21 protein-coding genes are annotated in these 20,844 nt (G+C 67.7%); 14 read left to right on the top strand and 7 right to left on the bottom strand.

Going from position 1 to position 20,844, the window contains the following annotated elements:
- Positions 1 to 8 precede the first annotated feature (8 nt).
- Both mce1N and AC5Y4F_RS22355 read left to right on the top strand, forming a co-directional pair.
- Entirely contained in the window at positions 9 to 554 is a 546-nt protein-coding gene (gene mce1N / locus AC5Y4F_RS22360; protein ID WP_067937959.1) for a transport-regulating membrane protein Mce1N, read from the top strand.
- The gene (locus tag AC5Y4F_RS22355; RefSeq protein ID WP_067937924.1) at positions 551 to 811 is read left to right on the top strand and encodes a hypothetical protein; all 261 of its coding nucleotides are present in this window, start codon (positions 551 to 553) and stop codon (positions 809 to 811) included. Before mce1N ends, AC5Y4F_RS22355 begins: the two co-directional genes overlap by 4 nt.
- Here the strand turns inward: AC5Y4F_RS22355 and AC5Y4F_RS22350 are convergent.
- Complete coding sequence (locus AC5Y4F_RS22350) at positions 795 to 1,235, bottom strand: STAS domain-containing protein (RefSeq protein WP_067937927.1); 441 nt, start codon at positions 1,233 to 1,235, stop codon at positions 795 to 797. The two genes, AC5Y4F_RS22355 and AC5Y4F_RS22350, sit on opposite strands and share 17 nt — an antisense overlap.
- A 363-nt stretch (positions 1,236 to 1,598) precedes the next feature.
- On the opposite strand from AC5Y4F_RS22350, the gene AC5Y4F_RS22345 reads away from it, so the two are divergent.
- Both AC5Y4F_RS22345 and AC5Y4F_RS22340 read left to right on the top strand, forming a co-directional pair.
- On the top strand, positions 1,599 to 2,834 hold the full coding sequence (locus AC5Y4F_RS22345; RefSeq protein ID WP_067937929.1) for an acyltransferase family protein: 1,236 nt from the start codon (positions 1,599 to 1,601) through the stop codon (positions 2,832 to 2,834).
- A gap of 90 nt (positions 2,835 to 2,924) precedes the next feature.
- Positions 2,925 to 3,611, top strand: coding sequence for an Rv0518 family GDSL lipase (locus tag AC5Y4F_RS22340; RefSeq protein WP_067937931.1), 687 nt, complete (start codon positions 2,925 to 2,927; stop codon positions 3,609 to 3,611).
- 261 nt (positions 3,612 to 3,872) lie between these two features.
- Here AC5Y4F_RS22340 and AC5Y4F_RS22335 read toward each other — a convergent pair whose 3' ends face one another.
- Together AC5Y4F_RS22335 and AC5Y4F_RS22330 are read right to left on the bottom strand one after the other, a co-directional pair.
- Complete coding sequence (locus AC5Y4F_RS22335; RefSeq protein ID WP_499998796.1) at positions 3,873 to 5,996, bottom strand: acyltransferase family protein; 2,124 nt, start codon at positions 5,994 to 5,996, stop codon at positions 3,873 to 3,875.
- 51 nt (positions 5,997 to 6,047) lie between these two features.
- Positions 6,048 to 6,911 carry an alpha/beta hydrolase gene (locus tag AC5Y4F_RS22330; protein WP_304528450.1) on the bottom strand — a complete coding sequence of 288 codons (864 nt, stop codon included), beginning with the start codon at positions 6,909 to 6,911 and terminating at the stop codon, positions 6,048 to 6,050.
- Between the two features lie 429 nt (positions 6,912 to 7,340).
- Here AC5Y4F_RS22330 and AC5Y4F_RS22325 point away from each other — a divergent pair, with 429 nt between their 5' ends.
- From AC5Y4F_RS22325 to AC5Y4F_RS22315, 3 genes are all read left to right on the top strand, one after another.
- Positions 7,341 to 8,486 carry an LLM class flavin-dependent oxidoreductase gene (locus AC5Y4F_RS22325; protein ID WP_499998721.1) on the top strand — a complete coding sequence of 382 codons (1,146 nt, stop codon included), beginning with the start codon at positions 7,341 to 7,343 and terminating at the stop codon, positions 8,484 to 8,486.
- Positions 8,487 to 8,491: 5 nt separating this feature from the next.
- Positions 8,492 to 9,850: an MFS transporter gene (locus AC5Y4F_RS22320; RefSeq protein ID WP_067937960.1), complete on the top strand. Its 1,359-nt coding sequence runs from the start codon at positions 8,492 to 8,494 to the stop codon at positions 9,848 to 9,850.
- Between the two features lie 69 nt (positions 9,851 to 9,919).
- Complete coding sequence (locus AC5Y4F_RS22315) at positions 9,920 to 11,278, top strand: amino acid permease (RefSeq protein ID WP_499998718.1); 1,359 nt, start codon at positions 9,920 to 9,922, stop codon at positions 11,276 to 11,278.
- Positions 11,279 to 11,359: 81 nt separating this feature from the next.
- Here AC5Y4F_RS22315 and AC5Y4F_RS22310 read toward each other — a convergent pair whose 3' ends face one another.
- The 4 genes from AC5Y4F_RS22310 to AC5Y4F_RS22295 are packed head-to-tail and all read right to left on the bottom strand — an operon-like array spanning position 11,360 to position 14,250.
- Positions 11,360 to 11,758 (bottom strand): hypothetical protein, encoded by a 399-nt coding sequence (locus AC5Y4F_RS22310; protein WP_499998716.1) that lies wholly within the window; start codon positions 11,756 to 11,758, stop codon positions 11,360 to 11,362.
- Entirely contained in the window at positions 11,749 to 12,666 is a 918-nt protein-coding gene (locus tag AC5Y4F_RS22305; RefSeq protein ID WP_067937943.1) for a ketopantoate reductase family protein, read from the bottom strand. The genes AC5Y4F_RS22310 and AC5Y4F_RS22305 overlap by 10 nt, the downstream gene beginning before the upstream one ends.
- Complete coding sequence (locus AC5Y4F_RS22300) at positions 12,663 to 13,850, bottom strand: enolase C-terminal domain-like protein (RefSeq protein WP_499998715.1); 1,188 nt, start codon at positions 13,848 to 13,850, stop codon at positions 12,663 to 12,665. Before AC5Y4F_RS22300 ends, AC5Y4F_RS22305 begins: the two co-directional genes overlap by 4 nt.
- 4 nt (positions 13,851 to 13,854) lie before the next feature.
- On the bottom strand, positions 13,855 to 14,250 hold the full coding sequence (locus AC5Y4F_RS22295) for a nitroreductase family deazaflavin-dependent oxidoreductase (protein ID WP_067937946.1): 396 nt from the start codon (positions 14,248 to 14,250) through the stop codon (positions 13,855 to 13,857).
- A 73-nt stretch (positions 14,251 to 14,323) separates the two neighbouring features.
- On the opposite strand from AC5Y4F_RS22295, the gene AC5Y4F_RS22290 reads away from it, so the two are divergent.
- The 7 genes from AC5Y4F_RS22290 to ccsB all read left to right on the top strand — a co-directional run bounded on the left by AC5Y4F_RS22290 (position 14,324) and on the right by ccsB (position 20,800).
- Positions 14,324 to 14,668 carry a hypothetical protein gene (locus AC5Y4F_RS22290; RefSeq protein WP_499998709.1) on the top strand — a complete coding sequence of 115 codons (345 nt, stop codon included), beginning with the start codon at positions 14,324 to 14,326 and terminating at the stop codon, positions 14,666 to 14,668.
- A 90-nt stretch (positions 14,669 to 14,758) separates the two neighbouring features.
- On the top strand, positions 14,759 to 16,108 hold the full coding sequence (hemL, locus tag AC5Y4F_RS22285; RefSeq protein WP_499998705.1) for a glutamate-1-semialdehyde 2,1-aminomutase: 1,350 nt from the start codon (positions 14,759 to 14,761) through the stop codon (positions 16,106 to 16,108).
- On the top strand, positions 16,108 to 16,716 hold the full coding sequence (locus tag AC5Y4F_RS22280) for a histidine phosphatase family protein (protein WP_499998703.1): 609 nt from the start codon (positions 16,108 to 16,110) through the stop codon (positions 16,714 to 16,716). Before hemL ends, AC5Y4F_RS22280 begins: the two co-directional genes overlap by 1 nt.
- Positions 16,717 to 16,733: 17 nt before the next feature.
- Positions 16,734 to 17,351 carry a TlpA disulfide reductase family protein gene (locus AC5Y4F_RS22275; protein ID WP_067936724.1) on the top strand — a complete coding sequence of 206 codons (618 nt, stop codon included), beginning with the start codon at positions 16,734 to 16,736 and terminating at the stop codon, positions 17,349 to 17,351.
- Positions 17,352 to 17,367: 16 nt separating this feature from the next.
- On the top strand, positions 17,368 to 18,147 hold the full coding sequence (locus AC5Y4F_RS22270; protein ID WP_067936727.1) for a cytochrome c biogenesis CcdA family protein: 780 nt from the start codon (positions 17,368 to 17,370) through the stop codon (positions 18,145 to 18,147).
- A 59-nt stretch (positions 18,148 to 18,206) separates the two neighbouring features.
- A complete protein-coding gene (locus AC5Y4F_RS22265; protein WP_499998794.1) occupies positions 18,207 to 19,820 on the top strand; it encodes a cytochrome c biogenesis protein ResB in 1,614 nt (537 codons plus the stop codon).
- Positions 19,817 to 20,800, top strand: coding sequence for a c-type cytochrome biogenesis protein CcsB (gene ccsB, locus AC5Y4F_RS22260; RefSeq protein ID WP_499998699.1), 984 nt, complete (start codon positions 19,817 to 19,819; stop codon positions 20,798 to 20,800). The genes AC5Y4F_RS22265 and ccsB overlap by 4 nt, the downstream gene beginning before the upstream one ends.
- The last annotated feature ends 44 nt before the right edge of the window (positions 20,801 to 20,844 follow it).

Genomic DNA, 20,844 nt, shown 5'->3' with positions numbered 1-20,844 from the left:
GGCTTGCGATGACTACCGACAGCGCCACCGCGCCCAAGCCGTTGTTCTACGAACCCGGCGCCAGCTGGTGGTGGTTGGCGTGCGGCCCGGGCGCGGCGGTGGCCATGGTCCTGATCGAGATTTGGAGCGGTGCCCCGGTTTCGCTGGTGGTGCCCGCGATCTTTTTGGTGCTCGTATCGACGTTCCTGGGAATACAGGTGAAGGCCGCGCGGATCCACGTTTCGGTCGAGCTCACCGAAGACGCCCTGCGCCAGGGCACCGAAACAATCCTGGTTCGTGAAATCGTCAAGGTGTATCCCGAGCCCGACAACCACGAAGCCTCTGAGCAAGAGGTGGCGAGGTGGCAGTCGGCCCGGGCGCTCGGCGAGCTGGTCGGAGTGCCACGCGGGCGTGTCGGCATCGGTCTCAAACTCACGAACCAGCGCACGGCCCAGGCCTGGGCGCGTCGCCATCGTCAGTTGCGGGCGGCGCTGACCCCACTGGTCCAGGAGCGGGTGGAGCCCACGCGATCGATCGACGGAGACCGGGACGACGACGCCGGGACGGCTCAGTGAACGCCCGCTACCGCGCGACACTCGAATTGGGCCTGGCCTGTGTCGCGCTCATCTGCTCGGGGCTGACCTGGTGGCACTCGCATCACACGGTGATCGTGGCACCCATCGCGAACGGGCAGCCGTCCACCACGTCGCTGACCTACGACCCGCAGTTGCTATTGCTGACGCTGGTGCTGTTGACCAGCGCCGGGGTGCTTGCGGTGATCGGGACTGCCAGGCTGCGTCGCGCGCAATCGCGATCTACAACGTCTTCCTGACCAGCGGCAGCGTCATCCGACGGCGGAGCGCGATGGCATCAGCCCGATCCTGCAGCGCCTCGTGAACCGAGCGCATGATCGGAAAACTGCTGTCATGGCCGGCGTCATCCAGCACCTGGGTCACCGCTGAGCTGGCAACCAGCATCCAATCCACCCCCGCGGCGCGACAATGAGCGTCGAACGCGTGCAGCAGCGAGATGCCGGCCTCAGCAAATCCGCTGACGTCGGCCACGTCGAGCACCACAGGGTTTTCTCCGAGGGTGAAACGCGCAATGTGATCGCTAATGCGGCCGACATTTCCATCGTTTATTTCGCCGCGGATGTGCACGACCGTCGCCAGGTGGCGATGGTGCGCCCTGACCTGTGCGCCCTCGCAGTCAAATACGCAATTGTCGTGGCCAGTCCGGCTGCCTGCGATCGTCATGCAGACCCCTCACTCTCCGTGGCGCTAGCGCTATCTTCGGGAGCTTGATCGCCCACCAAAGAACGTTGTCGACGCTATGCCCCAAGCATAAGGAGACCGGAAGCCGTGTCTAACGCTTTGCTAAGAAACATTTGTTGGGCCGCCGGAATATGTCGCGGAGCAAACGCCCAGCGGGAAATCGGGCAAATGGATTACCCCGGAACCCCGTGTGCCACACCACTACCGTCCCAGCATGCCGGTGATTGCGCTGCTAGGCTGCCAGGGCTGCCGGTTGCTGGTCGGGGCGCTGGTGAATTACCGAGATTTCCCAATCAATCGAAGTAGCAAGAGACGAAACAGCAGGATTCGGACGGGAAGAGCGGCGTGCGGGGCGGAGAAATCAGGGGCGAGATCACGGCCCTGACGGGGCTCCGTATCGTCGCCGCGCTCTGGGTGGTGCTCTTCCACTTCCGGCCGATGCTCGGCGATGTGTCAACCGATTTCCGCGACGCCCTCGCGCCGGTGCTCAATTGCGGCGCCCAGGGCGTCGACCTCTTCTTCATCCTCAGCGGGTTCGTCCTGACGTACAACTATCTGGACCGCATGGGCCGGTCGTGGTCAACCCGCGCGACCCTGCATTTTCTCTGGCTGCGACTGGCCCGGGTGTGGCCCGTGTATTTGGTGACCTTGCACCTCGCCGCCGTGTGGGTGATCTTCACCCTGCACGTAGGTCATGTGCCCTCGCCGGATGCCGCCCAGTTGAGTGCGATCAGCTACGTGCGCCAAGTCCTCTTGGTGCAGTTGTGGTTCGTGCCGTTCTTCGACGACTCGAGCTGGGACGGGCCCGCCTGGTCGATCAGCGCGGAATGGCTCGCGTATGTGCTCTTCGCCGTCCTGGTGCTGGTCCTGTTACGGATGAAGCAGGCGACCCGGGCGCGAAGTCTGATGGTCCTGGCGTTCGCGGCATCGCTGCCGCCGGTGGTGATGTTGCTCGCCAGCGGCCACTTCTACACACCGTGGAGTTGGCTGCCGCGAATCGTCACGCAGTTCACGGCGGGAGCACTGGCCTGCGCTGCGGTACGCAGGCTCCGGCTGAGCGATCGTGGCCGCCGCGTCGCCGGATACATCTCCCTGCTTCTGCTGACCGCAATGGTGGGCGTGCTGTATTGGTTTGGCGCCCACCCGATATCGGGAGTGGTGGAGAACGACAGCGGCGGGGTGGTCGACGTGTTGTTCGTTCCGCTGGTGATTTCGCTGGCGATCGGGCTCGGCAGCCTGCCACGCGTGCTGTCTGCCCGGGTGATGGTGTACGGCGGCAAGATCTCGTTCTGCCTGTACATGGTGCATGAGCTGGTGCACACCGCCTGGGGCTGGGCCGTGGAGCAATTCGAGCTCAACACCCTGGATAACCCGTGGAAATGGAACGTCATCGGCCTGCTTGTGATTGCCGTGCTCGCCTCGGTGCTGTTGTATCACGGCGTCGAAGAGCCGGCGCGCCGGTGGATGCGCAAGATGGTCGATGTCAGAGCCGTCAATGCGACGAGCGAGCCGGCCGAGTCGAACAGTAAGCTGCATCCGATCGACCGTCCGCTGGAAGCGGTTTCGGCCCGCGCGGTGTGATGGCCGCCTCAGCGGCCGGCCGCGACTCTCGGGGAATACTTGGTGAGGACGCGGCGGCACCCAACGATGCCGTTGACAGTGGAGGTGAGAGTGAGTCGTCTGGCCACCTTTCTCATTGGGTTGAGTTTTCTGGCGGGCATCGGCATCGCATATCCGGCACAGGTGCGCACCTACGAGACACTGACTCTTGACTTCCGGCTGAATCATGTCGCAGTGGTGGGGGATTCGTACACCACCGGGACCAGTGAAGGAGGGGTGGGATCGAGATCCTGGCCGTCGCGCGCCTGGCAGGTGCTGGGGTCGCGGGGTTCGCGAATCTCAGGCAGCGTGGCGGCCGAAGGCAGAGCCGGTTACGCCACGCCGGGCGACCACGGCAGTGTCTTCGAGGATCTGACCGCCAGGGCGGTCCAGCCCGACGATGCGCTGGTGGTGTTTTTCGGCTCCCGCAACGACCAGGGCGTCGATCCCGGGACGTTGACCGTAAAGACCAACGCCGCTTTGGCTCTGGCGCGCCGGCTGGCGCCCGCGGCGCGGTTGCTGGTGATCGGACCGCCATGGCCGACCGCCGAGGTGCCGCCATCGATGTTTCTGATTCGCGACATCCTCGGCGGCGCGGCCGGGGCGGCCGGGGCGACGTTCATCGACCCGATCGCCGAGCACTGGTTCATCGGCCGACCCGACCTGATCGGTGCCGATGGCGTGCATCCGAATGACGCGGGGCATCAGTACATGGCGGACAAGATCGCGCCGCTCATCCGTACGCAGCTGTCGACCTGACCTCAGGTGCGCCGGGTGGCTCCCCGGGCGAGCTGAACCCGTGACGACACAGCGAGTTTGGCGGAGAGATGGGGGCTCAGTCGTCCGCGTGGCGCTCGTAGTCCCAGCGCTCCAGGCGGTCCTGCACGTGGAGCAAGCCGATTCCGGCGACGGGAGCGGCTACTGCGACGCAGACCAGCAATAGCGGTGACATGACCCTAAAACCTCCAAAAACCCTTCACTGATCTGACGTTGGTCAGCCATGAGAAGTTCATTCACTACTCACCCGTCCGCCAGGGCGCGGTCGGCGAGGGCCCCCATCAGCGGTGCCACCAACTGCGCGTATTCGGTTGTCACATGGTTGTCGTCGCGGAACACCAGGGTGTTGCCGACGATGACCGGGCAGCGGTCGGCGGTGCAGAACATGTCGGTCAGGTCGGCGTAGCGGCCGCCGCTGCGCAGCGTCGCCGCCTGTTCGGCGGCGATCCCGTCGCCGTCTATGGCCTCGGATTTCGTTGGTGTACAGGCGATTACATCGTCGAGGTGGGCGGACAGGCACATCGGCGCGGATGAATGCGGGTCGGGAGCGGGTCCCAACACCAGGACGCTCGCCCCGGTGCCGCGCAGCTGTGCCACGGTGCGTCCCACGGTGTCGATCCATGCCGGGTCGTAGGAGGTGAAGCCGAAGTCTCCGCCGTAGCGCCGGCTCATGTCCAGCACGATCAGGCGTGGGTGTTCGGCGTTCATCCGGCCCATGATCTGTGCGCGCCACTGTTCGCATTCGGTGTATTCACGGCCCAGATACGGGCTCACGATGTGCAGGTCCTGCAGCGGGCAGGTCACCTTGGCCAGCGTCTCCAGTCGCCAGTGCCGTTGCTGCGCGAGTCGCTCGAAGGCGGGATTCCACATGGCGGCGTGCGAGTCGCCGATCAGGGCGACGGTGGTGGGCGAGGCGGTGTCGCCCGTCGCACACTCGCTTTGTCCGACATCGCGCCACGATCGCACGCAGCCGTTGACGAATACGGCGGCCTTGTCGGCGGGCGCCTCGGCCAGCGGCGGGTCCAGGTTCGACGGGACGGCTCGCATGCCGGCGGCCGCCGCGAGTGCCTCGCGGGCTTGATCGAACGCCTGACGTACCGCCGCCTCCTGGGGACTGACAGCGGGGTCTTTGATCGGGGATGCCGCAACGATGTTGGCTCGTGGCGCGGCCCCCCCGTGACCCACCGGTTCCGGTATCGCATTGAGCAGCAACAGGCATGCGCACGCGGTGGCGGCACTCGCGCCGCCCGCCATCACCATGCTGACTTTCGCCGACCGGCGCAGCGCCGCGGCGAAGCGGCCCGGGTTCTCCACCAGATGCAGCGTGATGACGGCGAGCCCGGCCGAGATGGCCGTCGCGCTCAATCGGGCCGGCAGCCCCGCGGGCTCGCCGAGCAGCGCCGGCATCAGCAACAGCACCGGCCAGTGCCACAGGTACCACGAGTAGGAGATCCGGCCGATCGCGCGCATCGCCGGGCGACACAGCAGCCGACCGGGTCCCAGTCCGCCGGTGACGGCGCCGCCGCCGACGATGAGCGCGGTGCCCAGCACCGGCAGCAGCGCCTCGATGCCGGGATACGGGGTGTGGGAGTCGAGTTGGGTGCAGGTCAGCAGGATCAGCGCCAGACCTCCCCACCCGGCGATCGACGCGGTCCGCGCCGACAGCCGTCGCCACTGCCGCAGCGACAGGGCCACAAGTCCACCGGCGGCCAGCTCCCAGGCGCGGGTGGGCAGCGAGAAGAACGCCCACGACGGCGAGGTGCGGGTCCACACCACGCCCGCCGTCAACGACGCCGCCGCGACCACGGCGAGGACCACCGCGTACGGGGTTGCCCGCGTGTGCATTCCGCGAAGCGTCGGCATGCGCCGAACCGACCAGGCGACGGCGATGATCAGCACGGGCCACACCAGGTAGAACTGCTCTTCCACGCCCAATGACCAGTAGTGCTGGAAGGGTGACGGAGCGTCGGGGGTCAGGTAGTCGGTGCCACGCACCGCGAACCGGTAGTTGCCGACATACAGGGCGCTGGCTATGCCGTCGAGAAACACGCCACGCGCCTGCAGTGGAGGTAGCACCGCGGCCACGCCGATCGCGGTGATGGTGCCGACGATGGCCGCGGCCGGCAGCAGCCGCCGGGCACGCGCGCCGTAAAACCGGCCCAGCGCAACGGTATTCGTGGTGCTCGCCTCGCGAAAGAGCAGCCCGGTGATCAGGAAGCCGGAGATGACGAAGAAAACGTCTACACCGATGTAGCCGCCGGTGATGCCCGGGATGCCCGCGTGATAGAGCACGACCGCGAGCACCGCGACCGCGCGCAGTCCCTCGATGTCGGGCCGGAATCCCCTTCGGGAAGTTCGCCGCCCCAACTGGTGTGGGGTGCTGGCGACTGTTTGCTCCCGAACTGTCATCCGCGTTGGCTAGGTCGCCATCCAGGCAAGCTCACCGGGCAGCTGGCTGCGCCAGTAGGCGACGTCGTGTCCGCCGAGCGAGAAACTGCCCGCCGGCGGCGTCTTCAACTGATAGACGAATTGCTTCGTAGCGAAATAGAAGCGGTCGAAGTTGCCGCAGTCCACGCGCAGCGGAATCGAATTCAGCGCCGGCAGGCCCAGCACGCTGTTCTGCACGAAGTCCTCGTTGCTGTCGAACGCCCCCGGCGCACTCAGCGGGTACGAGGTGTACAACGCCGGGCTGATCGCGCAGATGCCGGCCGTTCGTCCGGGGCCCAGCTTGGCGCCCAGACGAAGCGCGCCGTATCCGCCCATCGACCACCCCATGAAACCCACCCGAGAGGTGTCGAAACCCATGCCGGACAGCATCGGCAGCAGCTCATCGAGCACCATGGCACCGGAGTCCTCGCCGGAAGTCCTTTTGTGCCAATAGGTGTTGCCGCCGTCGACGCCGACGACCGCGAACGGTGGCTTGCCCTCCTTGGCCAGTTGGGCCAGCCCGTCCGGGACGCCCATGTCGAGCATCTGGTTGGCGTCGCCGTCCACCCCGTGCAGGGCGATCACGGGGCGCAGCGCACCGGTCTGACCCGGCGGCATGGCGATCACGTAATTGGTCTTGATCCCGCCACGCGCCGCCGACACGAACGAGCCGGTGAGCCGGGTCGGCAGGGACTTGCCCGCCGTCGGCGGTTCGAACGGCGCCGGCGCCTGCGGCAGTGTCGCGGCGCGCGAGACGGGCGGGGCAAGCAGCGAGCCGAAGGTGAGCACGCCGGCGGCTCCGAGGCTGGCACCGGCGCCCATCCGGAGCACCGCTCGGCGTGTGAGGTCAGGCATGATCGCAATAATGCCGCGCTGAGCGGGGATTACCCGCCGAGCCACGCCGAATTGGAAGCATTGTGTGATCCGGCGTGACCTTTCGGTCACGAAGCGGTGATCCTCTGACGCGTCGTCGGGCGCACACGCTGCCGGCATCGAGTCGCGGCTTCGCCCGGATCGTAGTCATCCTAGCGCCGATTCGGCTGATTGCCGCCGCCCAGATCATTGCGAACGTATTGCCTTCGGGGACAGCAAGAGACGCGGTCGTACCGGTTATTCACTCGGTGCCTCGATGTTGCCGCCCGACGCGCGCGGCCTGCGGCAGGGCGGCGCCGCCGGTGTCGAGCCGGGGATGCAATCTCGCAGGTTCCAACCCTCGCTCGCCGACGACGACTTGAGAAGGATGGAGCCTTTAGTGCACAGGGGTAAGCGAAAGAGGATGGTGAATTGAGTCTCGCGTTTCATTGGTTTCTGCCGACATACGGCGATTCGCGAAATCTTGTCGCGGGCGGGCATGGCACGGCGATGTCCGGTGACCGGCCGGCCACGCTGAAGTATCTGCGCCAGATCTGCACGGCCGCCGAGGACAACGGTTTCGAAGCCGTTCTCACGCCCACCGGACTGTGGTGTGAGGATGCGTGGCTGACGACGGCGATGCTCGTCGAATCGACCGAGACGTGCAAGTTCCTGGTCGCGTTCCGCCCCGGGATGCTGAGTCCGACCCTGGCCGCCCAGATGGCAGGCACCTTCCAGCGGCACTCCGAGGGCCGGCTGCTGCTCAACGTCGTCACCGGCGGCGAACCGCACGAGCAACGGGCCTACGGGGATTTCCTGGACAAGGAAGCGCGGTATGCCCGCACCGCGGAGTTCTTGCATGTGGTGCGCCAGCTGTGGACGTCCAAGGAGCCGGTAACCTTTGCCGGAGAACACATTCAGGTGCAGGACGCACAGCTGAACAACCCGCCCGATCCGATACCGGCGGTGTTCTTCGGCGGGTCTTCGGCATCCGCCGGACCGGTGGCGGCCAAGCACTCCGATGTGTATCTCACCTGGGGTGAGCCGCTGACGGCGGTGGCCAAGAAGCTGGACTGGATTCGCGGGCTCGCCGTCGACGCGGGCCGAATCCTGCAGTATGGCCTGCGCATTCACGTCATCAGCCGGGATACGGCCGCCGAGGCGTGGGCCGAGGCCGACCGCTTGCTGGCCGCAATCGACCCGGCGGACGTCGGACGGGTGCAGGCCAGCCTGGCGCGCAGCGAATCCGAAGGGCAGCGCCGCATGCTGGACCTGCACGGCGGTGACAGCAGCAAACTGCTGGTCGCGCCCAACCTGTGGGCCGGCGTGGGCCTGGTTCGCGGGGGAGCGGGTACGGCCCTGGTCGGGTCGCATGCCGAAGTCGCCGAGCGGCTGGCCGAATACGCCAAATTGGGTATCACCCACTTCATCCTGTCGGGATATCCGCACCTGGAAGAGGCCTATTGGTTCGGTGAGGGCGTCCTGCCTCTGCTCGAGCGGATGGGTTTGTGGCGGCACCCCAACCGCCAGTCGCACCCAGCGGCGGCGACGCCGTTCGCGGTCGCCTCGGCGCACTGACGGTCATGGCGGCAACCTTGCCCGCGTCTGCACCCGACGCCGGGATCGCCACCGCCGTGATCGACGCGGCCGACGAATCCTCCGAGCAACAGCGCCGACGACTGCGCATTGTCGTCGCCGCGAGCCTGCTGGGCACGACGGTCGAGTGGTACGACTTTTTCCTGTACGCCACCGCGGCCGGCCTGGTGTTCAACACGCTGTTCTTCCCCAACGAGAGTTCTTGGCTGGGAACACTATTGGCGTTCGCGACCTTCGCGGTCGGGTTTGTCATGCGGCCCATCGGGGGCCTGGTGTTCGGACACATCGGCGACCGCATCGGTCGCAAGCGCAGCCTCGCGTTGACCATGCTCATCATGGGCGGCGCGACGGCGCTGATCGGCGCGTTGCCGACGGCGGCGCAGGTCGGGGCATGGGCCCCGGCGCTGCTGCTGATCTTGCGCGTGCTGCAGGGTTTCGCGCTCGGCGGCGAGTGGGGCGGGGCGGTGCTGCTGGCCGTCGAACACAGCCCCGGTGACCGGCGCGGTCGTTTCGGGGCGATCCCGCAGGTCGGCTTGGCGCTCGGACTGGCCCTGGGCACCGGCATATTCGCCTTCCTGCAAGTTGTTTTGGGGCCGGCCCGGTTTCTTTCCTGCGGCTGGCGCATCGGATTCCTGCTGAGCCTGCTGCTGGTCGTGATCGGCGTCATGGTCCGGTTGCGGGTCGACGAGACACCGGCGTTCCGCGAACTGCAAGACCTGCGGGCCGCATCGACCGTGCCGATCCGTGACATCGTCCGCGAGCCGCGTTCAAGGCGCAACACCGTGTTGGGGCTGCTGTCGCGTTGGGCCGAGGGCTCGGCGTTCAACACCTGGGGTGTGTTCGCCATCAGTTACGCCACCGGCGCCCTGGGATTGAATCGGGTGTCGGTCTTGGTGGTGGTGACCATCGCCGCACTGGTGCTGGCGGTGCTGCTGCCGGTGTCGGGACGATTGACCGAGCGCTACGGTGCGCGGCGGGTATACCTGGCCGGCATCGCCTGCTACGGCCTGGCGGTATTTCCGGCGTTCGCGCTGTTCGGCACCAAAGACCTGGTCTGGTTCGGGCTGGCGATGATCATCGTCTTCGGCGCGGTGCATGCGCTGTTCTACGGCGCGCAGGGCACGCTGTACTCCGCGCTGTACCCCACGAGCACGCGCTACACCGGATTGTCGTTCGTCTATCAGGTCTCGGGTATCTACGCCTCCGGGGTCACCCCGATGATCCTGACCGCGCTGATCGCGGCGCTCGGCGGTGCGCCGTGGCTGGCGTGCGGGTATCTGGTTGCGACAGCGGTGATCAGCGTGCTCGCCACGGCGCTGATTCGCGACCGAGACCTGTATCTTTAGACACCGTCGTCAGTCGAGGCCGCTTGGCATCTGGGCACCGATGTGCTGTGGTAACAGGCGTGGTCTGGAATGGATAGCAATCCGCAACTGCGCCAAGGGCTGTCGCAGCGCCAGCTCAGCATGATCGCCCTCGGTGGCGTCATCGGTGCCGGGCTGTTCGTCGGGTCCGGCGTGGTGATCAGGGACACCGGCCCGGCCGCGTTCCTCACCTACGCCCTCTGCGGTCTGCTCATCGTCTCGGTGATGCGGATGCTGGGTGAGATGGCCGCCGCGAATCCGTCGACCGGATCGTTCGCCGACTATGCGGCCAAAGCCCTGGGCGGCTGGGCGGGATTCTCGGTGGCCTGGCTGTATTGGTACTTCTGGGTGATCGTGGTGGGCTTCGAGGCGGTCGCCGGCGGGAAGGTGCTCAACTACTGGTTCCATGCCCCGCTCTGGCTACTGTCGCTATGCCTGATGGTGTTGATGACCGCGACCAACCTGTTCTCGGTGTCGTCCTTCGGTGAATTCGAATTCTGGTTCGCCGGAATCAAAGTCGCGACGATCGTGATCTTTCTGGTGGTGGGCACGGCATACGTTATGGGGTTGATGCCGGGGCATCACGGAGGTCTGGCCAATCTGCACGCGCACGGCGGCCTCTTTCCCCACGGGGTGGGCGCGGTGTTCGCTGCCATCGTGGTGGTGATCTTTTCCATGGTGGGCGCCGAGATCGTCACGGTCGCCGCCGCGGAAAGTCGCGACCCCGAGCGCGCGGTCCAGAAGGCGACCCGGTCGGTAGTGGTCCGCATCGGAATCTTCTTCGTCGGTTCGATTTTTCTGCTCGTCGCGCTGTTGCCCTGGGACTCCGTGGAACTCGGGGCCTCGCCATACGTGGCCGCGCTCAAACACGTGGGGCTTTCGGGTGCGGACCAGGTGATGAACGCCGTCGTGCTGACCGCGGTGCTGTCCTGCCTGAACTCCGGCCTCTACACCGCCTCGCGGATGTTGTTCGTGCTCGCCGAACGGCGCGAGGCCCCATTGCAGTTGGTCAAGCTGAGCGGGCGCGGCGTTCCCCACTTCGCGATCTTGTGTTCGTCGGCGGTCGGGTTTGGATGCGTGATCATGGCGCGGGTCGCACCCAACACCGTGTTTCTCTTCCTGCTCAACTCCTCGGGCGCCGTCATCCTGTTCGTCTATTGGTTGATCGCCCTGTCGCAAATCATCCTGCGCCGGCGGACACCCGCGGAAAAGCTCACGGTTAAGATGTGGTTCTACCCGGCGCTGTCCGTCCTCACGCTGATCGCAATCACCGCCGTGCTGGCGCAGATGGCGTTCGACCACTCGGCACGCAGCCAGCTATGGCTCAGCCTGCTGTCCTGGGCGGTGGTGATCGGCCTTTACTTCCTCGCGCGCTTGCGCGGCCGCGTCGGCGCTGCCTCCGCAGAATAGGACTTCTTGGAAAGCGCTAGCAGACGCGCTATCGGATTGCGGACCCACATAATCCACCCCGGCGCGCGCGTGCAGGGACGGTCATCCCGCTTGCGCCCCGGTGCGCGTCCTGAGCAACCCGAGCCGCTGCAGGTCGGTGACGCATTTGTCGATCAGGGCCTCGGTCACGTGCGGCACGTCCTTGTCTGGCCCGGTCCCTGCGGATTGCACTGCGGCACGGAACTTTTCGGCCGGCATGCCGGTACCGTGTGTCGGTTGACCGGGCGTCGCGTAGGCGTTCATCAGCGGCAGCAGGGAACTCTTGCGCTGGTTCTCCGGCAGTTCCTTCATCGCTTCGGTAAACCTGGCCAGCCACTGCCGGTAGTCGTCGATGCGCTCGATCTTATGCCCGTCGGCGATGAGGCATAACCGCTCAAATAGGTGTCGGCGGGCGTATGCCGGTGCCGTATACCCGTCCCGGCTTGGCCCAGTCAGCTCCATCGCCGTTCGATCGACTTGATCAGCGCGGTCAGGGTGGCGTTCACCGGGGTCGCGACGCCTACCCGGGCGCCCTGGCGCGGCACCGCTCCGTTGATGACGTCGATCTCGCTGACCCGGTGCGCCTCGTGATCCAGCAGCGCCGATGGTTTGGCGTCGGGCATCTGCGCGCCGAAGGCGCGAACGTGCTCGACCGCATCGCTGACGGCGATCGCGATGCCCGAGGCCCGAGCGACGGTCCACGCCTCCGTCGCGGCCGCCTGGCTGACCGGCCCCATCTCCGGATCGTCCATCACCTGCCCGACGGTCATGCCGGTCAGCGCACACGGTGCGCTGTAGGCGACGTTGCAGATGAGCTTCTCCCACTGCATGGCTGCGATGTCGGTGACCGCGGCCGCATCGAATCCGGCAGTCGTCCACACCCGGGCGATCGATTCGACCGTGGCGAGCGGCAGCGACGAGTAGGCGCCGAAGCGCATCGCCTTCATGGCGTTGTGCCGGACATGCCCGGCAGCCACGGTTGCCGCGCCGAATCCGCTGGCGATCCCGACCGCGACCCGCTCGTCGCCGACGATGTCGGCCACCGTCTCCGCCGATCCCAGGCCGTTCTGGATGGTCAGCACCGGTGTGGCCGGACCGAGCATCGAAAGAGCCTGGTGCGCAGCAGTTTTCACGTCCGAAGCCTTCACGGCGAGCACGATCAGATCCATCGGTTCGTCCGGCGCGGTGGTGCTCGCTCGCAACGGCACCACCTGGTCGTAGCCCGGACCGGTGACCCGCAGCCCGTGCTCGGCGATCTGATCGATGCCGGCCTGGTAGCGGTCGACGGCCAGCACATCGTTACCCGCGGCACCCAGGCGGGCCGCATAGATGGAACCCATGGCACCGCAACCGATTACGGCGATCTTCATCCGCGCATCCTCCCGTCGGTCATCTCGGCGATCGGTTCGGCCAGGCCGGCCTTCTGCTCGAGCCCGAACCCCGCGGCGTCGGTCGGCGAGATGCGGCCCGCCGACACCGCGCACGCGTCGGGGTAGCCGCCGAACGGCGCGAACACGCCGGGATAAGCCTCGCATCCGCCCAGGCCCAGCCCGGCCACGACGTGCAGGTTGATCAGGTGACCGCCGTGCGGGAACGCGAAGCGACGATCGACGCCATGCGTCGCCATGACGTCGAGCATCCGGATGTATTCGGTCAGCCCGTAGCTCAGCCCCGGATCCATTTGGAAGACATCATGATTGGGTCGCATCCCGCCGTAGCGCAGCAGATTGGCCACATCCGGCACGGAGAACAGGTTTTCCCCGGTGGCCACCGCACCGTCATAGCACTGTGTCACCGCCCGGTTCAGGGCATAATCCAGCGGATCGCCGGGCTCTTCGTACCAGCGCAGGCCGTAGCGGGCCAACGCGCTCGCCCAGCGGGTCGCATCGACCCGGTCGAACCGGCCGTTGGCGTCGACGGCGACCCGTCCGGCGTCGCCGACGATGTCGACGACGGCCTCGATCCGCGTGAGGTCCTCGTCCAACACGGCGCCGCCGATCTTCATCTTGACCGCGTCGTAGCCGGCGTCGAGGTATCCCCGCATTTCCGCGCGCAGCGCATCGACGCCGCCGTCGGCGTAGTAGTAGCCGCCGGCGGCGTACACCGGCACCGACGGTGCGGGGTCTCGTCCGGCGTAACGAGCGATGGTCACGCAGGCCGGCTCGTCGCGCAGTTTGGCGTTCAGGTCCCAGCAGGCCAGTTCCAGCGCGGCCGCGGCCGCGGCCCGGTCGCCATGACCGCCGGGTTTCTCATTCGTGAGCGCACACGCCAAAACCGCCGCGGGATCGACATACCCGTACCCATCCAGCAGCGCCTCGGGCGGCGTCGCCAGCAGCCGCGGGATCATCCGGTCGCGCAGGATTCCGGTTTGGGCAAACCGGCCGATCGAATCGAAAGCCACACCCACCACGGGCCGCCCATGCCGGATCACATCGCTGACCACCACCACCAGCGAGACCGTGTGGTGGGAGAAGTTGACCACCGCATTGGCCGGCCCGCCGCGTGGTCCGCCGGCGAGGGCGACCGCCCGTTCGGCGATCGCCGTGATCCGCATGTCGTCAGGAAGTTCGCGTGAGCAGGACCGCTTGCTCGAACGGCAACCTGGCGAAAATCCGTCGCATCCGGCGTGTTACGTGCTCCGCGGCCTCGTCCCTGGTGACCACGCGCGGATCGGCGATGCCAAAGGTTTTGCCCTTGCTGCGCACTCGGCCGCCTCCCGCCGCCTTCAGGTTCTTCAGCCAGTCCCGGTCGGGGCCATAGGTCAGCACGATGGCCACCCCGGGTTTGCCGTCGACGTCCGCGTTGAACACGTTCACCGGTGTCCGGTACGGCTTGCCCGAGCGCCGCCCGACATGTTCGACGATCCCGAACGGCGGGAGCCAACCGGCCCACATTCGCTGAATGGGGTTGGTGACGTGGCGGTTGAACCGGGCAAGTCCTTCTGGGAATTGCATACCGCTATCCAACTCGCAACAGCCGGGCGAGGACAACCCGGCTTCGGCGCAATATTGCGTCTACTGTCATCTCATGGGTGAGGCGGCGGGTGAAGAGGCCGCCCGGCGCGCCGAGGAGCTGCTGCGCCGGGGCGAAGAACTGTCCGCGGGCCAGGCCATCACGGCAGACGACGTGAAGCGCGCCGCCGAACGTGCACAGCAGTCGCACGTGCGCGATCAGGCGGCACACGAACGCGGAGTGCAGCGCCACTACCAAGCCGGTGTCGCGCACGAGCGCGCCGCCGAGGTCGAGGACCGCGCGGTCGCCGAGGGCCTGGGCGACGTCGATGCGCACCGGCGGGCGGCGGAAGAGGAACACGAGGCCGCGCGCCGTGACTACATCGCGGCGCAGGAAACCGACCAGCAGGACGCCGAGTAATACGGCCGTCGATACCCCGTCGCCTTCCTATGGCGCGTTCTGCTACACCCTGTAGTGGAACGGCCCGCGACAGCTGGGACACTAGTCGTCATGGGAAGCAGTGATCGGGCGACCGCGCACGCCACCGGGGTCCCCCGGGCCACGGCGGCGTCGGCGAAGTTGTTCGAGGACGCCTGCGCCGTCATTCCCGGTGGGGTGAACTCTCCGGTCCGCGCGTTCAGCGCGGTGGGCGGGACGCCGCCGTTCATCACCGAGGCGCACGGGTGCCGCCTGACCGACGCCGACGGCAACCGCTACGTCGACCTGGTCTGCTCGTGGGGCCCGATGATCCTGGGGCATGCACACCCTGCCGTCGTCGAGGCCGTCGCGAAAGCCGCCGCTTCGGGCCTGTCTTTCGGGGCGCCCACGCCGGCCGAGAGCGAGCTGGCCGTCGAGATGATCGCACGGGTCGCGCCGGTCGAGCGGATCCGGCTGGTCAACTCCGGCACCGAGGCCACCATGAGCGCGGTCCGGCTGGCCCGCGGCTTCACCGGCCGGGCCAAGGTCATCAAGTTCGCCGGCTGCTACCACGGCCATGTCGACGCGCTGCTCGCCGACGCGGGCTCCGGGGTGGCGACGCTGGGGCTGCCGTCCTCGCCGGGAGTCACCGGTGCGACGGCCGCCGACACGATCGTGTTGCCCTACAACGACATCGACGCGGTGCGACAGAGCTTCGCCCGGTTCGGCGACCAGATCGCGGCGGTGATCACCGAGGCCAGCCCCGGCAACATGGGCGTGGTGCCGCCCGCGCCCGGCTACAACGCAGCGCTGCGCGCGATCACGGCCGAGCACGGCGCGCTGCTGATCATCGACGAGGTGATGACCGGCTTTCGGGTCAGCCGAAGTGGTTGGTATGGAATCGATCCCGTCGAGGCCGACCTGTTCACCTTCGGCAAGGTGATGAGCGGCGGCCTGCCGGCCGCGGCGTTCGGCGGCCGGGCCGATGTGATGGAGCGGCTGGCGCCGCTGGGCCCGGTGTATCAGGCCGGCACGCTGTCGGGTAACCCGGTGGCGATGGCCGCCGGGCTGGCCACCCTGCGCAACGCGGACGCCGCCGCCTACGCCACCTTGGCTGCCAACGCCGATCGCCTCGCCGCCCTGTTCTCCGAGGCGCTGACGAACGCCGGTGTGGCACACCAGATCCCGCGGGCCGGAAATATGCTCAGCGTGTTCTTCTCCGAAACGCCGGTGACCGATTTCGCGTCCGCGCGCGCCACCCAGACCTGGCGTTATCCACCCTTCTTCCATGCCTTGCTGGACGCGGGCGTCTACCCGCCGTGCAGTGCCTTCGAGGCGTGGTTCGTCTCGACCGCGCTGGACGACCGCGCGTTCGACCGGATCGCGCAGGCCCTGCCCGCCGCGGCCAGGGCCGCCGCGCGAGCCGAGGAGGGGAAGTCCTGATGGCCGAGCACACCCGGGTGCACGTCGTGCGGCACGGCGAGGTGTACAACCCGAGCGGGATCCTCTACGGGCGGCTGCCCGGATTTCATCTCTCCGACAACGGCCGCGCGCAAGCCGCCGCGGTGGCCGACGCGCTGGCCGTCCGCGACATCGTCGCGGTGATCGCCTCGCCGCTGGAACGGGCCCAGGAGACCGCCGCGCCCATCGCCGCCAAGCACGGGCTGGCCGTGGACACCGTCCCGGATCTGATCGAATCGGCCAACTTCTTCCAGGGCAGGCGGGTGAGCCCCGGCGACGGCGCCTGGCGGGACCCGCGGGTGTGGTGGCAGCTGCGCAACCCGTTCCGGCCGTCCTGGGGCGAGCCGTACGCCGACATCGCCGCCCGGATGCACACCGCGGTGGACAAGGCTCGCGCCCGTGCCGCCGGCCACGAAGTGGTGTGCGTCAGTCACCAGCTGCCGGTATGGACGCTGCGGCTGCACGTGACCGGCCGGCGACTGTGGCACGACCCCCGCCGGCGCCGGTGCGGGCTGGCATCGGTGACGACCTTGGTTTACGACGGCGACCAGGTGGTCGATGTCGAGTACAGCGAACCGGCGGCGCCTTGACCGCGCGACGACGGGCGATGGCCGGGGCCGTGCTGGCGGCGCTGCTCCCCGGCCTCCTCGCCAGCTGCTCGTCGGGGCGCGACGCGGTCGCCCAGGGCGGCACTTTCGAATTCGTCTCGCCCGGCGGCAAGACCGACATCTACTACGACCCGCCGTCCAGCCGCGGCCGTCCCGGCCCACTGGCCGGACCCGATCTGGCCGACCCCGCGCATACGTTGTCGCTGGACGATCCGATCTTCGCCGGCCGCGTCGTGGTCATCAACATCTGGGGGCAGTGGTGCGGGCCGTGCCGCGCCGAGGTCACCCAGCTGCAGCAGGTGTATGACGCCACCCGCAACGCCGGCGTGTCCTTTCTCGGCATCGACGTCCGGGACAACAACCGGCAAGCGGCGCTGGACTTCGTCAACGATCGCCACGTGACCTTCCCGTCCGTTTACGACCCGGCGATGCGCACCCTGATCGCCTTCGGCGGCAAATACCCCACCACCGTGATCCCGTCCACGCTGGTCCTGGACCGCGAGCACCGCGTCGCGGCGGTCTTCCTGCGCCAATTGCTGGCGACCGACCTGCGGCCGGTGGTGCAACGACTGGCCGGCGAGGGGTCGCCGGCCCCGGCCGGCAAGGCGGCGCCGTGACGGGCCCGAGACAGCGATGACCGGATTCACCCAGATCGCCGCCGCCGGACCGCTTCTGTTGGCCCTCGGCGCGTGCCTGCTGGCGGGACTGGTGTCGTTCGCCTCGCCGTGCGTGGTGCCGTTGGTGCCCGGCTACCTGTCCTATCTGGCCGCGGTCGTGGGCGTGGACGAACAGCCGCCGGAGGGCGCGATTGAGGCCCCGCCGGGCGCACGCTGGCGCGTCGCGGGATCGGCGGCGTTGTTCGTCGCCGGGTTCACTACCGTGTTCGTGCTCGGCACCGTCGCCGTTCTCGGCATGACCACCACGCTGATCACCAACCAGCTGGCGCTGCAACGGGTTGGGGGGGTGCTGACCATCGTCATGGGTCTGGTGTTCGTGGGTCTCATCCCGGCCCTGCAGCGCCAGGCCCGGTTCAGTCCGCGGCAGCTGACCACGGTCGCCGGGGCCCCGGTGCTGGGCGCGGTGTTCGCCTTGGGCTGGACGCCATGTCTGGGGCCGACGCTGGCCGGCGTGATCACGGTCGCCTCGGCCACCGACGGCGCGAGCGTGGCGCGCGGAATCGTGTTGGTGATCGCCTACTGCCTGGGCCTGGGCATCCCGTTCGTGCTGCTGGCGTTCGGCTCGGCGGGTGTGGTGGGGGGCCTGGGCTGGCTGCGCCGGCACACCCGCGCCATTCAGATCTTCGGCGGCGTCCTGCTGGTCACGGTCGGCGCCCTGTTGGTCAGCGGGGTGTGGAACGACTTCATCGCATGGCTGCGCGACGCGTTCGTGTCCGACGTGAGGTTGCCGATTTGAGGCGACTTCTCGTAGGGCTCGTTCAAAAGGGCCGCAACACCTGGCGCGCACTGACCTCGATGGGCACCGCGCTGGTGCTGTTGTTCCTGCTCGCGCTCGGCGCGATCCCCGGGGCGTTACTGCCGCAGCGCAGCCTGAACGCCGGCAAGGTCGACGACTACCTGTTGGTCCATCCGGTGATCGGGCCGTGGCTGGACCGGTTGCAGGCCTTCAATGTGTTCTCCAGCTTCTGGTTCACCGCCATCTATGTGCTGCTGTTCGTGTCGCTGGTCGGCTGCCTCACCCCGCGGATGATCGAACACGTCCGCAGCCTGCGGTCCACCCCGGTGACCGCGCCGCGCAACCTGGCCCGGCTGCCCAAGTACGCCAGTCAGCAGATTCAGGCCGACACCGACGAGCTGAACGCCCTGGCGAACACGCTGGCCGACCGGCTGCGCGGCTGGCGAACCGCCATCCGGCACCGGGACGGCGGCGAGCCCGCCGATTCCGAAGTGGTCGAGGTGTCCGCCGAGAAGGGCTACCTGCGCGAGTTCGGCAACATCGTCTTCCACTTCTCGCTGCTAGGCCTGCTGGTCGCGGTGGCCGTCGGCAAGCTGTTCGGCTACGAGGGCAACGTCATCGTCATCGCCGACGGCGGTCCCGGCTTCTGTTCGGCCTCGCCGGCCGCGTTCGACTCCTTCCGGGCCGGCAACACCGTCGACGGCACCTCGCTGCACCCGCTGTGCATCCGGGTCAATGACTTCGCGGCGCACTACCTGCCGTCGGGACAGGCCACGTCGTTCGCGGCGAACATTGACTACCAGGCCGGCACGGATCTGACCGCGAACAGCTGGCGGCATTACCAGCTGGAGGTCAACCACCCACTGCGGCTGGGCGGTGACCGGGTGTACCTGCAGGGACATGGCTACGCCCCCACCTTCAGCGTCACCTTCCCGGACGGAAAGATCCGCACGGCGACGGTGCAGTGGCGGCCGGACAATCCGCAAACCCTGCTGTCATCGGGTGTGGTGCGCATCGATCCACCCGCCGGCAGCTATTCCACCGCCGCGGAGCGCCGCAACCACCAGATCGCGATCCAGGGCCTGCTGGCCCCCACCGAGCAGCTGGAAGGCGCACTGTTGTCGTCGCGGTTCCCGGCGTTGGACGCCCCGGCGGTGGCCGTCGACATCTATCGCGGTGACACCGGGCTGGACACCGGGCGACCCCAGTCGCTGTTCACCCTGGACCCCCGCCTGATCGAGCAGCACCGGTTGACCAAGGAGAAGCGGGTCAATCTGCGTGCGGGCCAATCGGTCCGGATCGACCAGGGGCCGGCGGCCGGCACCGTGATCCGCTTCGACGGCGCCGTTCCGTTCGTCAACCTGCAGGTCTCGCACGACCCGGGCCAGACCTGGGTACTGGTCTTCGCGGTCACGATGATGGGCGGTCTGGTGGTGTCGCTGCTGGTGCGCCGCCGCCGGGTGTGGGTCCGTCTGACCCCCGACGTCAGCGGGTCCCCCGGTACGGTGAACGTCGAACTGGGCGGCCTCGCGCGCACCGACAACTCCGGTTGGGGTGACGAGTTCGAGCGACTGTGCGAACGGCTGCTGACCGGCGTCGCTAGCGCGCCAGCCGCGGGCGGCGACGCGACACCCGCAGCGTCCAAGAGGAGTTCTGAGGTGGACGTCAAATGAATACGGTGCACGTCAACATCGAGCTGGCGCGCTACTCCGACTGGGCGTTCACGTCGGCGGTGGTGGCCCTGGTGATCGCGTTGCTGTTGCTGGCCTTCGAGCTGGCCTACGCGGGCGGTCGCCGCGCGGATCAGCGCGCCCGGGTGCCCGCCGGTGCCGTCAGCGCCGACTCCGTCACCCCGGGCGTGGTCAACGAGGCGGCCCAACGTCCGATCGACGAGCGCGTCGGCCGGGCCGGGCTGTCCGTGGTGTACCTGGGCATCGGACTGCTCGTGGCCTGCCTGATGCTGCGCGGCCTGGCCACCCTACGGGTGCCATGGGGCAACATGTATGAGTTCATCAACCTGACCTGCCTGTGCGGCCTGATCGCCGGGGCGGTCGTGCTGCGCCGTCCGCAATACCGTCCCCTGTGGGTCTTTGTGCTGCTGCCGGTGTTGATCCTGCTCACCGTGTCCGGTCGATGGCTCTACACCAACGCCGCGCCGGTGATGCCCGCACTGCAGTCCTACTGGCTGCCCATCCATGTGTCGGTGGTCAGCCTGGGATCGGGGGTGTTCCTGGTCGCCGGCATCGCCAGCATCCTGTTCCTGCTGCGGACGTCCGCGCTGGCAGACCCCGACCGCACCGAACGCAGCGCGCTGGGCCGGCTGATTCAGCGGTTCCCCGACGCGCAAACCCTGGATCGAATCGCTTACCGAACGACGATTTTCGCGTTTCCGGTGTTCGGGTTCGGCGTCATCTTCGGAGCTATCTGGGCCGAAGAAGCCTGGGGCAGATATTGGGGCTGGGATCCCAAAGAGACTGTGTCTTTTGTCGCCTGGGTGATTTATGCCGCGTACCTGCACGCCAGGTCGACGGCGGGATGGCGGGACAGGAAAGCCGCCTGGATCAACGTCGCAGGCTTTGTGGCCATGGTCTTCAATCTGTTCTTCGTTAACCTGGTCACTGTGGGCCTGCATTCATACGCGGGCGTCGGGTGACGGTGGACAGCCGACCCGGATAACGCACGGCACGCCGGAAACCA

The organism is Mycobacterium sp. NGS56, from assembly GCF_059812425.1.
This window is presented reverse-complemented; position numbering and strand designations above follow the sequence as displayed.